Source organism: Parahoeflea alexandrii (assembly GCF_024105735.1).
GTDB lineage: Bacteria > Pseudomonadota > Alphaproteobacteria > Rhizobiales > Rhizobiaceae > Hoeflea > Hoeflea alexandrii.
This window is the reverse complement of the sequence record NZ_JAAAML010000002.1, coordinates 598071-612947: the sequence shown is the minus strand read 5'-3', so window position 1 is coordinate 612947 and position 14877 is coordinate 598071. Positions and strand designations below refer to the sequence as shown.

General features: G+C 62.5%; 7 protein-coding genes. 6 read left to right on the top strand and 1 reads right to left on the bottom strand.

Annotation, left to right across the window (positions count from 1 at the left end):
- Positions 1-2: 2 nt before the first annotated feature.
- The 5 genes from GTW23_RS12605 (at position 3) to GTW23_RS12585 (ending at position 10856) form a co-directional block, all read left to right on the top strand.
- The gene (locus tag GTW23_RS12605) at positions 3-821 is read left to right on the top strand and encodes a hypothetical protein (protein WP_252916017.1); all 819 of its coding nucleotides are present in this window, start codon (positions 3-5) and stop codon (positions 819-821) included.
- 15 nt (positions 822-836) lie between these two features.
- Entirely contained in the window at positions 837-2348 is a 1512-nt protein-coding gene (locus tag GTW23_RS12600) for a hypothetical protein (RefSeq protein ID WP_193217378.1), read from the top strand.
- A gap of 5 nt (positions 2349-2353) precedes the next feature.
- Positions 2354-5191, top strand: a complete 2838-nt coding sequence (locus GTW23_RS12595; RefSeq protein ID WP_252916016.1) for a penicillin-binding transpeptidase domain-containing protein — start codon at positions 2354-2356, stop codon at positions 5189-5191.
- Positions 5188-8583 (top strand): FtsW/RodA/SpoVE family cell cycle protein, encoded by a 3396-nt coding sequence (locus GTW23_RS12590; RefSeq protein ID WP_252916015.1) that lies wholly within the window; start codon positions 5188-5190, stop codon positions 8581-8583. The genes GTW23_RS12595 and GTW23_RS12590 overlap by 4 nt, the downstream gene beginning before the upstream one ends.
- Before the next feature lie 170 nt (positions 8584-8753).
- The gene (locus GTW23_RS12585; protein ID WP_252916014.1) at positions 8754-10856 is read left to right on the top strand and encodes a hypothetical protein; all 2103 of its coding nucleotides are present in this window, start codon (positions 8754-8756) and stop codon (positions 10854-10856) included.
- 190 nt (positions 10857-11046) lie between these two features.
- Here the strand turns inward: GTW23_RS12585 and GTW23_RS12580 are convergent, their stop codons facing one another.
- Positions 11047-12009 (bottom strand): hypothetical protein, encoded by a 963-nt coding sequence (locus GTW23_RS12580; protein WP_252916013.1) that lies wholly within the window; start codon positions 12007-12009, stop codon positions 11047-11049.
- A 148-nt stretch (positions 12010-12157) separates the two neighbouring features.
- Here GTW23_RS12580 and GTW23_RS12575 point away from each other — a divergent pair, with 148 nt between their 5' ends.
- Positions 12158-14707 (top strand): hypothetical protein, encoded by a 2550-nt coding sequence (locus GTW23_RS12575; protein WP_252916012.1) that lies wholly within the window; start codon positions 12158-12160, stop codon positions 14705-14707.
- The last annotated feature ends 170 nt before the right edge of the window (positions 14708-14877 follow it).

The window sequence follows — 14877 nt, the reverse complement described above, 5'->3', positions numbered from 1 at the left end:
GGATGGCGGTGATTGGTATCGAGTTCACATCCGCAATCGCACAGGTGATCTTCACACTGCTTCTGCTCGCCGTCGTTGCCGCGGCGGTATGGCTTGTGCGCCGGCTGCGCCGGAGCGAGGCCAATCTGGAAACGATCCGGCGCGAGAACGCGAAACTGCGCAACGAAGTCGGCAACATAACCGGCTGGACGGCGAATGGCCGCCTGCCGGAAGACTGGCAGGAAAAATTGCGCACCGACAAGGCCGTTTCGGCCGGTTCAGCACCGGCGGTCAGCGCCGAAGCGGCACGGCAACCGGTTCTGATGGCTGCCCATCACGCGCTTGTGTCGGTGGAACCACCGCACTTCGCCACCAGCGACAGTGCTGACGAGATCAGCCGAGCCCACAAGCGGATCGTTGATCTCGTCGAGGGGCTTGCCGCCGAACGCATCGACCCGGTGCCCGCGCTTGCCAATGGCGACATGGACAAGCTTTTCTGTCTCTGGCGGCGGCTGGAGGGGTATTTCCCCGACCGCGCGGAGACCGATGCCTACGGCCTTGCCGCCTATGCGGTGCTCGAGTTGCTCAAGCGCAGGCAGGTCCAGGTCAAGGCGCCGCGGCCGCTGTCGGTCGAAAGCGTCAGGAACTGCGTGTTTACCACCGATGACAGCGAGAAGCTGAGAGACATCTCCCGCATCCGCACGGCGGCGTTTGCGGCAAGCTCGCGCCTGGCCAATCCGCAGGGAGGGGAAGAACTGGTGATCGATTGCGAACGTCCCGGATGGGAAGGGCCGAACGGCCGCAAGAACCCCCGAATTCTCATTCTCGATCGATCCTGGTGAGGCGCGGACCCATTCATGTCTCTTGGTAATCCAGTCCGCTACAGCGACGAATCCGACCGGCCTGTCGTGATGATCCCGGTCAAGCTCGATCTGCGCGACAACCAGGCGTTCTGGCGCCGCAATGTCTTTGCCATTCCCAAATCCGGCCTGCTTGGGTGGCTGTTCAAGCTTGGCAGCAAGGCGGCGAGGGATTTTCCCTGGGTTGTCGGCGGAAACCCGGATCCGTCCAAGCGCTCGGGCTGGTTCCAGGTCTCGCGCGGTTCGGTCGATGAGGTACTCTACAACATCACCGACAAGCTGATCATCGGGACCGCCAATGGCTCGGAGGTGGTGGAAGTCGCCTTCCAGCACCTCACCTTCGTCTCCGGTGCCGGCGGTGTCTGCGATACGGCGTCCGAAAGGGGGCTGGAGGAACGCATCTCCGAGAGCCTGAGCTCGACCCTGAAGGGCTATTTCGACCCGACCATCGGCATCCGCGTCGACTGCATGGTCAATCCGTCGCTGCCGTCCAACCAACTCAACATGTATCTTGGCGAAGGGGTCTTCGTGCCGCGCCGCGGCGAACGCCCGATCGGCTGGATCCGCTATTACCCCGATCCCTCCCGGCGCGATCAGTACAACGAGCCGCTCCTGCTCGATGGCCGGCCGGCCGGGCTGTACAAGGGACAGGGCGGGCTGGTGATCGGCATTGGCGAGAGCCTTCTGCATGCCGGGATCGATCTGGGGTCCAGCGAGGAGGTGCAATCCTCCTTCATGTTCATCAACAAGGATTCGGCGCTGGCACCAAGCGGGGCGGAAACCCGTTCGGGTGGCATCGATGCAAGCCTGTCCTTCTGCCGCAGCCACGGCAACGAGCCGGTGCCGAGCCGGGCGGCAGCCGGCGATGATCAATGCGACATTGCCTGGAAGATCGATTTTGTCGCCACTGCACAGGTGCCGGGACGGCTTGAGATCTGTGTCGATCAGCGCCGCTCGCGACTGCACTGGAAACCGTCGCCAAGATGCAACGCGGCGATAAGCTCGCTGCTGTTCGACCTGAGAGACCTGTCCCAGCGTGATGTCGACCGGGTCTGGATCGATCTCGACCGGGACAACATCCTGACCGCCTACGCGCTGCAGGTGCCGCGGATCTCGCTGGTCTGGGACTGCGAGAATGAAGAGCAGTATGTCTACGAATGGGGGCAGACCGGCGCACCGTTCAAGACGCCGGGAAGCGTTGGGCTCAAGTGCCGGACGATCGAGAACAACATCATCGAGATCGGCCGCGCCGATGGCGAACCGTTCGGTTACCTGGAACTGCCGGAGGTGCCCGACAAGGTGATCTTCTCCGACACATTCCAGTCGTTCAGCGGCTATCATCTCGACTGGCTCGACCAGTGCGGCCGGGTCTCCTTCGGCGATACGGTGCTTTCGCTGGGCGAAGCCTATGCCGAGAAGTGCTCGGGGATGCCGGTCTCGGGTTTTGAACCGGGGCAGACGCGAAAAGTCGTCGGTCCGCTGGTGCTGACCCCCTACGAGGGAGGCTGAGAGCGATGAAGGCCAGGCTGCTCGGTGCGCGCTATTTCCAGATCGTTGTGCTGACCCTGCTTGCCGGCATTCTTTATGCGGGTGCGTATTTCTTTGTCGAGACCTTCAGGATCAACCGTGTCTGGATGGAGCGCGTCGAGATCCCGAGCGCCCTGGCGTTCGATGCAACCACCTTCGATTTCCTCAGCGCGGGCGGCGCCATCTGGCCGGTGCGCGACGGGGTTTCGGTCTCGCTTGGACATGCCCCGTGCAACACGCTGGCGCTGCGCTCGCCCGAAACCGTCACCCTGGTCTCCGGCCCGGCGGGAGAGGACGGCCGCAAATACATCCGCGAACTGTGTGAATCGGCGCAGGGCGAGCGGATCCGCCAGGAGGTCGCCAACTTCAACCAGAGCTACCGGATCGTTGCGGTTTCAGACAACCGAGAGGCCGCCAGCGCTCTTCTTTCAGATGAAGGTGTGGCTTGCGCCGATGGCGTGAGCAGCGCCAGGCTGTTTGTTCCGCCGCGCTGCCTGCCGAACAAATGGGATGCAACGATTGCCGCCGATGGCAGGGCCGTCCAGTCAATCACGACCGCGACCATTTCGCAGTTCGACTATGCCTTCCTGGCCAGCGAGACCGAGAGTTTCTTCGCGGACTGGAAAGTCATCACGCCGGTTATCGATACGCAGACCGGCGAATCCGGTGAGTACCGGTTCACAACCAGCATGGCATTCGGCGACCTGCCGGTGAGTATCCGGACCATCGGTGCGGTCAAATCCGTTTCGGTCAACGGGACGCCGTTGAAAATCGACCCGACCACCTCCGAGGACGAGTTGCGTGAGGCTGCCGGAAAGCGCCAGATGGCGTCGCTGGCGATCTTCTGTGGCGACGATTCGCGGGGCATCGGTCACAGGGTTCGCTGCGAGGGCGAAAACCCGCGCGGACGGCCGACCGGATCGCTGCTATTGCTGAGCGAACCGAAAGGCCGGGTTGCCGATCTCGAACTGGTCATCGAGCCGTCGATCCGGATCGACCGCGGCCTCAGGCGCTATCTTGCCAACCGCGAAACGGAAGCGGCCGCGACGCCCGATGAGAAGGTCTCGCTCGGGTTCGGCCGTATCCGGGTTGCCTGCGACCTATCCGGATTCGAAACCGGCAAATCGGCCAGGGGGGCTCGCGATACCGGTTGCGAGCTGAGCTGGAACGTTCCGGACAGCCAGAGGGTGGAGCGCCAGTCGGAGCCGCTGACCGGGCTGGCGCTGGGCGATCTGCCTGTTCTCGATTCCCAAGGGGCTCTGACCCAGAAGGCTTTCGAGATCGGCCTCGCCCCGCTGCTCGGGCTTGGCACCGGGGATTCAGGCTCGGTGGCAGCCGCCCTGACCCGGACCGAGGCGGGAGAAAACCCGTCGCTGACCCTTGTTCCCGACTACCAGGAAAAGGCGCTGGCGGCGCTGGTACAGAATTACAGGTGCCCGAAGGACGAGGAACGATGCAGCCGCCGCGCCGACCTCGTCATCCTGGATGCCGAAGGCGAGGATGCCGGCGATGTTCTGGCCATTGCCAGCCTGCCGCAGCCGCGCACCGGAATGTCGTCGTGGGACATCGAAACGCTGGAACTGACGGCGTCTTCCAAAAGCCCGCTGGCAGCCTATGCCTGGCGTAATTACGATCTGCGCGGCACACCGGGGTCATCGTTCAAGCTGATCACCGCGCTTGCCGCCAGCCAGTATGTTCTCGACAGCGGCGATGCGGCGCTTGAGGAGGTCTTGCTGGGGCGCGCAAGCCCGAACCGGATTGCCGATCTCTTCGGTATCGTCGCCACCCGGCCTTCGTTCAACGGGCGCTGCACCCCCAACTACGAGGAGCGCGATCCGAAGAAACTCAACGCACTGCCGATCCTCGGCGCGCGCGACCGTATCGTCTTCTGCATGGGCAATTCGGCCTCTTCCGCCGGGGTGCGCAGCGGCATTGCCCACATTCGCGAAACCGGGGTCGAAAGCGGCTGCGGGGATACGCCCGCGCCCCGAGGCGGCCTGTGCGAAGCCATCAAGCGGTCCTCGAACCTGTATTTTGCCGGCATCGCCATGTATCTGGACGCCGACAAGCTTGTCGATCCGGAAACCGGGTTCGAGCACACCAGACTGGTCCCTGATCTGCTGCTGGCGCGCGAAGCCGAACGGTTCTTCCCCGCCGCGCGCAGTCCCGAGGCGATCGCACGCAAGAGCGCGCTCGACATTCTTGATGTCAATTATCCCGCCACGGGGCGCGGCCGGGCAAGTCCGCTCATCGTCGAAGCCGGATTGCCGGTACCTCCCGGTGAACCGCGGCGGCTGCGGCTGGCCCGCGGCGGCATCGGGCTCAGCGTTACGGCCAGCCCGCTGTCGATGGCCTCGGTCGCAGCCTCGGTCGCATCGGGCCGGATCGTCAGGCCCCACCTTGTGCCGCAGGAACAGCGTGGGCCGTCCAATGATCCGGAGGAAGGTCAGCCTTTGCTGATCGCGCCGCCTGAAAAACAGGCGCTGGCGGACAGCTTCCTGCGGGAAATCCGCGACGGCATGGCGGCCGTGGTGCGAAAGCAGGGCGGCACCTCGCGCAGCGCCTTCGCCAAAATTCCTGCGGAGCTGCGCAACTCGGTCTACGCAAAGACGGGAACGGCACCGGTGTTCAACACCAATGCACCCCCTGATGGACGATACGCTTCCTGGCTTGTCGGCTATGTCGATCCGGTACCCGGCCTTCCCGGGTTTGACCAGAAAATCGCCTTTGCCTGCCGGGTGGCGTTTTCCCCGAGCTATGGCGGCTCGGTGTGCGGGCCGATCGTGCGTGACTTCCTTCTTGCCTTGTACGAGGCGGAAAAATGAAGCTCGTGCGCTCCATCACATGGATCTTCGCCATTCTGGTGCGCCTGGGCTTCGGCCTGGGCACAGTGGCAGTGATCTTCTGGTGGCTGTTTGCGCTCAACACGGCTGCGGAAAACGCCCCCCGCTTCAGTTCGCTCAAGGACCTGACGCTGACCATACCGCCGGGAGAGGAAGTGGTGCTGGGACGCGCCGAACTGCTCCAGCCTGCCGGCGCCCGTTCGGCAGAATTGCAACATGTGCGCCTGCGCGCGTCCGAGGACGGCCGGCTGCTGATCAGCCGGGTGGCGGAGCTGCGCGATCTCAATGTCGAATTCGGTGGCAAGACCGAGGAAGGCTCGAGCGAACGTTACGAGATCTCCCGCGCGAAAGGCGCCGTCACGGTGCTTTCCGCCGGGTCCCAGTTCGTCAGCATCTCGGCCGGCGACGGTGGCGGGCTGAAGTTCGATGTCGAGGACTGGTCCGGCAGAACCTCCACCGCAGTGGTTTATCGCGACGGAGCGGAAATTGCGGTCAACGGGCAACCGGCCGCCGATTGTTATGAACAAAGCACCGCAAGCTGGGTGGTGTCCCAGGCGAACAGGCTGAGCGATGATGTCGTGCGCAGCCTGTCGGACTATCTCGAACCGGTTGGATTGAGCGACCTTCTGCGGCGAAAAGGCAGGACGACCATCGCCGTTCTGGGCGGAGAGGTCGACTGCACGATGCACCGGTATGCCCTGGTGGCCATGCCACGGGCCAACCCGGAACTGGAATTCATCGTCAGCAAGAACCTCTCCGACGATCGGCTGTTTGTTTCAATCTACCGCGATGCTCAACTGGTTCCCGTCAGTTTCGAAACCTGGGTGGACGGTACCCGGGTGCGCCAGAATTACGGCCGCACCGGCATCGAGGTGACAGTCGCCTCGACGGGGCCACTCGCGTATCCGCCGGTCACGCATTTCACGGCCGGCAAGACCCGGCATGAAATCGTTGCAAAGCCGCTGTCTGGCGGCGGCTGGGAAGTGCACATCCTGCCCAACCGCAGGATTGCGCTGTTCGACGACAGCGTTTGCGCACAGACATCCGACATCGTGGTGGAAACCGCTTCAGCCGAAGATTGCCCTCCACCGCTTGACAGTTCGCCCAATACGCTGCCGGAAGGGGCAAGCATCGAGGTAGCCAAGCTAACACTTCCGACAACGCTTGACCGGCTGTTCGTGAGCAGTCCCGAAGGGCTGGTCAGCGCCGAGATCCTCGCCCGGGGCGCGGCGATCTGCCTATCGCTGCTGATTGTTCTTGCGGTTCCCGGCGCGACCATCTGGCGCTCCAACGGAAGCATCGTGCGCGCGGTTTTCCTGACCCTCGCCGGTGGTCTGGTGCTGCTTCTGGCGCTGGCTCCTGACCTTGTTGCGATTGCCCGTCTGTTCATCGAGATTCCCGATGCGGCGCGCTGGCTTTTCTACGCGATGGGGGCGCTGTGGGTGTGCGCGACCATCGTTGTGACGCTCGACCGCTCCGGCGGCGCCGGCCTTTCGGCGCTTTGGCTGGTCCTGACCGCGATCATCGCGATCGGCTCGATTTCGATGTTCAGCATGAGCGCCGAGGGTCCCAATTCCGACTGGGAGCGCTTTTTCATCAAGCATAAGCTTGTGGTGCTCGACATCCTGCCGCTGTTCGTGATGGCACTGACCATCGTGTCTCCGACCGCGCTCAAGCTCAGGATCGGCAATGATTTCGCCGGGCGTCCCTCCTTCTTCTCACCGACGATGTGGCTGCTGGCGATCGTGTTTGCGCTGTTTGCAGCCTGGTTCTTCCTCGGGAACCAGACCGGTCTCGGTGGATCGATCCAGCCGGTCGAAGCGGGCAAATTCGCCATCGTCGTGCTTCTCGGCGCGTCACTGGCACAGTGGCTGATCCGGGCCCGCCTGCTGGCACAGGCCTGGTTCGGCATAACCCTGATCGCGGTGGTCCTCTCGGCGTTCTTCATCGCCGCGCTGCTGTTCGTTCCGGCGGTGAAGTCCGACTATTCACCCCTGATCATCATCAGTTCGGCAACTGCGATCACCGCGGTGGTCGGGGTCATGGCCATCGGCTGGCGGATCCGGGAAGAAGAATTCGACGATCTGCGTGACATCAGGCGGATTCCGCTTTCCTACGTGCCCTCGATCCGGGATTTCAGGCTGGGCGCCGGTCAGTTCGTGCTGCTGCTGATGGTCTTCGCCGCCCTCATCCTGGCGCCGCTGCTGACCGCCGAGCGCATTGCGCAGGTTTTCGAGCTGCTGGGGGGAAGGATCGAGTATGCGATCGCTGCGGGCATCGCGCTGATGTTTCTGGTTGCCATGCTGATCCGCACACTCACCGTTCCGCGCGCAGTCTTCATTCTGTTGCTCGGGCTGCCGCTGGCACTGATGGGCGCCTGGGCGATGATGCGCAATGAGATGGTCATTCTGGCGGTGTCCGTGACATGCCTTGCGGTCATCACAATCGCCGTCGCATTCCGCAATCGCGTCAACTGGACGCTGGCGCGGGTCGCGATCGCCGCACCTCTGATCGCGCTGGTCATGGCGGTGGCGCTGCGGGACGTGCCGACAAAGGCGGGGCTCGGGGTGCAGGACTGGTCCTGGTTTTACGGTCCGGACAAGCAGATCACCGAACTGGAAAAGGTGCTGGGTGAAGGCCGACGGCTGCCGGTCGAGCGGCTGATGAGCTGGGCCGACCTGCGTTTCGGCCGCACCGGCGGATATGAGGAGCCTCGGCAGCTGATGCTGCGGGACATGAACTTCCACGTTCTGAGATCACGGGCCACGCTTGCCAATGCGCAATGCGGGTTGAGCGCCGAACTGACAGCCGCACCCTACAATGTCGGCAAGGCCGTCGAGTGGCTTGGCGACGGGATCTCGAAGGGGCTGGGGATCACCTGCCCGGACGAGGCGCCACAGGCGGACACGCTTCGATGCACGCCGTCGACCCTGAAGGGGCCGGTGCGGCCGCATTGCGTTCCCGTGGTACAGAGCGATTTTGCCGCCACCTACATTGCCACCCGTCACGGCAATGCCGCCGCGACGCTGTTGATCGCGCTGCAGGCCTGTTTCATCTTCCTCGTCATCGGGCTTTATCTGAAACTGCAGGCCAAGCGATCGCGCGATCCGGTTGAAACGGGTGCGGACCAGGCGCTTGCCTGTATAGCGCTGGGCGCGGGCATGCTGTTTCTGATGCAATGGATACTGGCCTGGTCGAATGCCTTCGGCCTGTTGCCGGTGATGGGGCAGCCAATGACATGGCTGTCGGCGGGAACCAGTCATCACCTCTTCATGGCAATACCGGCAGCGCTGGTGCTTCTCGTGGCGACTCGCCTTGCGGGAATGAAAGCACCCGTGTTAACAATTCGTATACCGCCACGACGCCGGGGTTGATGACCATTCGTGTTTGAGTAAAGGGAGCAGGCGTTGAGATGGACAGCAAACAGAATGACGGGACTGCAATCCTAAGCACCACGCGTCTGAAGCAGACATTCATTATTGTCTTCGCTTTGGTTGCATTCTTCATGACTGCTTACGCGACAAGTGGTGGCGCTCGAATATTCATGACCGAGACCTATGCCTGGGTCGGCATAACAGCACTTGCTGTCGGCTTTCTCGCCTTTACATCGCTTGTACTGGGCGACGGCATCTCCTCCAACCGGCTGACGCAGGTGGCGCTGGTCATGCCGTTCTACCTGGTGGCGGTGGCGATCTGCTGGATTTCCTCCTTTGCGTCCTACCATCAGCAGTTTCTCAGCGTGGGCGGCTCCGACCTCGCAAATGCCGAGACCAATCTGCGCCAGATGGGGCTCTACGCTCACGATATCAGCCAGGACATGAACGATCGCTACGCCGACAAGCGAGCCACCCTGCTTTCGGACGAGGCGTTGAAGGATTATTCGATCCGGATGGGTGCGCTCACCGATGAACTGCGCGACCGTGACCGCAAGAAGGAGATCGCTTCCGAAATCCAGTCGCTGGTCGAAGCCAAAAAGGTCGAGCTCCGGAATCGCCAGGCCCAGCTCACCACGCGGCAGGGCGAAGCCGAGCGGGAGCTCTCCAGCCTCTCGACCCAGATCAACGCTCTGGAGAGCCTGGTCGCTGAACGGCAGCAAAGACAAGCCGCGACCGCCGACCTCGCCGACCAGCTGGAACTGGCCCTGAAGCAGGAGGAAGGCGAACCGGGCGTGCCACCCGGCGAGAAGGCCATTCTTCTGGCCGACGGGCTTGCCGGTCAGCTGGTGAGTGATCCCGCCTGCAATCGCAGGCGCCGTGCAGGCACCGGTGGCGGACTGGCCGGCACCTGCTACAACGCGCTGGGAGAAAAGCTCGCTGATACCCGGACAGAGCTGGTTGACGCCGACAAGCAGTACAGCTCCGCCCGCGACCAGTTGCTCGGCGCGAGCCAGCAACAGGCCGCGCTTCAGTCGGAGCTGGTCAAGATCGCTGCCGACATCGAGTCAGCCGCAAACCAGCTCAGCGAGGATGTCGCATCGGGTTACACCCTTGATGCCGGCGGCTTTCTGCAAAGCGTCAATGCCTTCGTCGATACACCCTCCCAGACTAGCTTCAGGCAAACCGCCAGCTACTGCCAGGTGGTCACGGAGATCCTGTCGGATCTCGAATCGATGTCGGACCTGCCCGCATGCGAACCGCAGCCGCTGATGGCTGTGTTCCGGCAGATCGAAACACTGGAAGCCGACCAGGCCGCCCTCAACCAGGTCTGCGAGGAGACCGATCGCCGCAAGCAGATCATCGACGGATTGCGCAACGACATGCTGGACCTATCGGGTCCGGAGCGGCTGAAGCCGATCACCCGCGCCTATGACGAGATGCGGGCAGACGTGCTGGAAACCTGTCTTGCCGCGGCCGAGGCGCGCGGACTGGAAGGGGGCCCCTATCGCGAGGATCTGGCCAGTCTCTATGACCGCATCAACCCTTCCCAGGACGCGATCAGCAAGGCAATCGGCAAGGTCGAGGCGCTGTTCAACGGAACGGCTTCGGCGCGGGATTATTTCCCCGCCCTGCTGGCTCTCCTGCAGGAATTGTCGCTTCTGCTCTCCAAGCTGTTCTGGGACGCCAATGCCATCGCCAAGAAGTCACGCCGCAAGGACGACATTGATGTCGCCGATCTCGACCTCGACGCCAAGCCGGACGACCCGGACTCGGTGCTGGCGGCCAAGAACGTCATCCTGAACGCGGTGTATGACAAGCAGGGCTATCTGCTGCCGCTGCTTTATGACGAGGATTACTCGCACGAAATGCGCAGCCAGATGCGGCTCATCGTCGACAGCCTGGTCCGCAAGCAGCTGGCCCGGAAAACCAGCCGTGGAATCCTGATTTCAGAACAGGGGCTGGCCGAGGTGGGTCGCCGGATCAGCCGGCACAACGAAGCGCTCGAGGCAAGAAACGCTGCGCCCGAGCCCGAAGCCAGCGTCCTGGAGACCACGGCTGTCGCCGACGGCCTGAACCCGGTGTCTGAACCGCGCGATGCCGCGGCCCGGCAGGGCGGTGAGGAAAGGCCTCCGGCAAGTGCGGCGGCAGCGCAGACAGCGCTCGCCGCTTCCGCCGCTGAAGCCATGGATGACACCGAGGCCAATCCGGCGCAGCGACCCCGCCGGCGCCGGCCCGTGGTGGTCAGGCCAAATTTCAGGCGTGAGATATAGAGCGGAGTCTGGTGCTCGCCCCTGGCGGCACCGGTTTCTGCTTCCCCGGAACGGCTCAAACTGCAGTTGCCAACGCCATGTCGCGACCGGATTAAATCTTGGTGCCGCCGGTCATCATTGATCGGATGCGGCCTCAACGGCTGAGACGGTACGTCATTTCAGCCAGGCCTGTGGGCTGTCGATGCGCTGATCAGACCGGGGAATTCTCGCTTGTCTCGGGAGACTGGAGCGCTGCCTTTGGCGCGGGCTCGGCGGCAACGGCCGGCTCCTGCCGGTCCTTCAGTATTCCGCTGAGGATCTCGTCGCGCGTGAACAGGAACGGGCTGTCGAGCCCGAGTGCTGCGAAGATGAACGGATCCGCGGTCATGTAGGGATAGCGGACATTGTCCGGTGTCAGCGGTACCGGGAACCGCGAATTGCCGGGGTCGAGGATCTCGGCACTTGCGTCTATGTTGGCACAGCCGAGTTGCGGGTGGAAGCCGTAACTCGACGTGGCGATGAAACGCAGATCGATATCGCGCTCCTGCGACGGAAACGGCCGGAAATCCTTGATGATGTCGAAGGCCGGGCGCATGTGCGCGTGCAGGATTGCGAGCACGGCTTCGGGCTCGGTCGCAATATCGCGCGAGCGATTGCCGAAGCGCAGGAGCAGCAGGTCGAACATGCTGATTGCGATCGCCACCCGCTCGAGGTTCTGAAACTCCGGCTTTCCGGCCCGCTCGAAGAAATCCTCGACCTTATCAATGAGCGCTTCGAAGCCCTCGTCGGTGCCGGCGTTCAGGGCAGAAATGACCAACACGATCCCCTTTGCCCGGGAGAACCATTCATCGAGCTCCTTGGCTTTCTCGGCATGCGGATTGGCCTTTCCGCCCAGTTCGCTGCTTGGAAAGGCCGCCTCGCCCGGAGCATCGCGGACGTGAATGGTGAACTGGCGGTTTTCAAGTCCGCCCGCCAGGTCAAGATCACTGCGCGACGGCAGATCAAGTTCAAGATCAAACCGGATATCGGTGACACTTTCGGTCGCGTCGGGCAGATTCCGGTAGTAACTGCGAAGTAATTTTCGGTTGACCCGATCGGTTTCGATTTTGATGTTATGAAGCTGCCGGAACCCGTGAAAGTTCAACTCGACGCATTTTGCGAAGTCGACGAACAAGTTCGTCTTCCCTGATCTCACCGGTCCGGTAAGGCCGACATGTATCTCGTCGTTAGCATTAACAGCCAATTCAGCTTTCCCTTTCGCTGAATTTCATTGTAGGTTTCTCCAAGCAATAAACCATTTGAATAGTACAGGAAAGAGTCGAATGGGTTATCGGGGCGGGGGTTGCGAGAATGTCTGGCTGGCCTGGGACGGCGAAGACCAGGCGGTGCTGGGATATTTTGCCAGCAAGGGCGAAGAGCTGGTCAAGCATCGCAAGGGAGCGATCGTGCTGTGCCATCTCAAGCCGCATGCCTTCCGTGAGGGCAACCGGTCGGGCATCGTCGTCGATGCATTCTCGATCGGTCCAGGCGAGAGCTTCCTGCGAACGCTTCGCCTGCCGCGCGGCACCCATTCCGTCGAATTGCTGATCGATGATGCGCAGACCGCCAGGCCACTCAAGGCCTTCGAGCTGGCGCGCGAGACCGATGGGCTTGTACCCAATGCGAGATATGGCAATGTGGTGATCGCGCTTCCGGAGGAGCCGGGAGACGACCCCGATGCCAGGTTCGTCTGGTCGGACAAGCGCATCCACCATGTCAAGAAACCCAATGCCCATATCGGCTGGGCCGGGTATTTCACATCCTGGCCCGTGCACGAAGCCGACGAACTGGCAAACGTCGTTGCCGTTTCCAGTTTCCGCCTCGAGGTTCCGCATCTCGAGGACGCGCTGCAGATCTTCCCGGTCGGCTATGACATCACCGAAGCCGAGCTTGTGGCGAGAGATGACGACGCGACCGCCATCACACGCGCCTCGGTGGAAAACGACAGGGTTCAGAACGCGGTTCTGACCATCGAGGGAAGCCGGCCGCTGTTGCAGGGGCTGTATTTCCTGCATGTCTCGGCGCATCGCCAGCGCGCCAACGAGTGGAGCGATATCATTGATATCGATCCCGGCACCTTCCAGTCGATCAGCGACAATCTGGTCGATGCCTACCGGCAGCTGCTCTCGCGCAGCGGCGACTGGGACGAGGCCGAGGTGGACGATGCCGGGCAAAACCTCATCGAGATCCTGACCCAGGAACATCGCTGGTTCGAACTCTCGTCACCCGACTACTTCGTCGATGTGGTCCCCAACGACACTGGCGAGAAGGTCAAGCTTTCGGTCTACGAGATCTCGGCCGGAGACCATCTGGTCTTCTATGACACAATGGGTCGCAAGCTGCGCGCAGGCCAGCATCTGAGTTCCGACAGCATCATCGCTTTCAAGGCCAACACCACCGGGCTGCAGCTGCTGCGCGGCGTCTATACCTCCAGCCACAAGAAGATCGCGGAAATCGATGCGCACCGGCCGGCCAAGCGCTCGTCGCTGACGGAGCCGAGCGATTTCGAATCGCTGCCGCCGGCCTTGAGCCTCAAACATGACCGGGTCGGAGCGCCCTATTCTCCCTTCGACTTCACTCCGTTGAAGGTCCACTCGGCGATCTCTTACGGCATGGGTGATGCCGATGGCGCCTTCGCCTGGGATGCGTTCACACAGGATCCGGCGCCGTGGCTGCTGGCCGATGCCATCAATCCGGATTTCTGGACCACCCGCGACGACTTCAGGGCCGCACGGGACGGCAATATCCTGGTCCGCGCGTTGAGCCTGCTGGGGCGGGAAGAGGCTTTCGTTGCGTTGCCGCAATTGGAAGACCAGATCGTTGCGGCCTTCCTGATCATGCGCCTGGCACGGACACCGGTGCTGCAGACCTGCGTCTACCGGATCAACGGCCTGAGCCCGGCCGGGGACGATCTGCCGGCGCTGGCGGAACTGGTCAATTTCATCGACGCCCGTCTGCGCGACGTCGAGTTCCGGGAGTGGCTGTCGTTCAGCGAACCGAAGATCTTCGAATCGCTGTGCGAGCCCGGCGGTCTGCCGCGGCCGATCGAACGGGGCATGCTCAAGCAGCTTTCGGAGGAGCTGAAACACGCCGGTGAAATTTTCGATGCATTCCACGGCGCTCTCGGCGAATCCGCCAAGCGCCCGGCTGCGGCCACCACCGAGGGCGGCCGCTGGCAGCCACAGGGCGCAAGCGAGGAGGTGCTGGAAAACCTGATTGCGACGCTGACCGAATCCGACCTCGCGCGGGACAAGGTGGCGGGCCACCATTACGAGTCCCTGCTCGCGCGGTTCGGCCGAAACGCCTATTACAGAAGCCGGATCGCTGCCGACATCTACAAGAACTATCCCGATCTGCTGCCCAATGACAGCAAGAAGCTGATGGAATTCCTGCGCGGGCTGCTGACCGAATCGGGCTGCAATTTCGATATGCGGAATTTTGACGAGAAGCTGGTCGGCAGTGTTGCCGAGAACATGCAGAATGTCGAGAACTGGCTGCTGCCCAACGCAGTCAACATGCGCAAGATGGCGCAGGTCGAGCTCGACAATGCCTCGATGAACACCCCGACCGACGAGAAGAAGAAGGCGGCCATTGTCGAGTTTGCCGCCGCACACGAGATGCAGAAGACCTGGGACGACATTTCCGACATCATCGTGCGTGCCGAAGAGGCGGGTATCCGGGTGCCGACGAAACTCCGGCGGCTGCAGCTGCTCTGGCCACGCGAGAGCTCGACGACGCTGAGCGAGTTCCTCACTTTCGAGCACAAGCACAAGCACATCCTCGGCCAGAAGCTGAGCGAAACCTACGGCTATGATTCCGTGCTGTATGCCTGAGCCGGTCTGCCGAACGCGGCTTACCGAATCGACCGGACAATACCGGCCGTAAGACCGGCAGAGGTCCGGTAGGACGGACATGGCGCACTTGCTTTTTTCGAGCGTGCACGATCCTTTCGTTGCCGATTTTTTTAGATTCTTCTGGAACCAATTCCGGCCCGTGGTGTTTC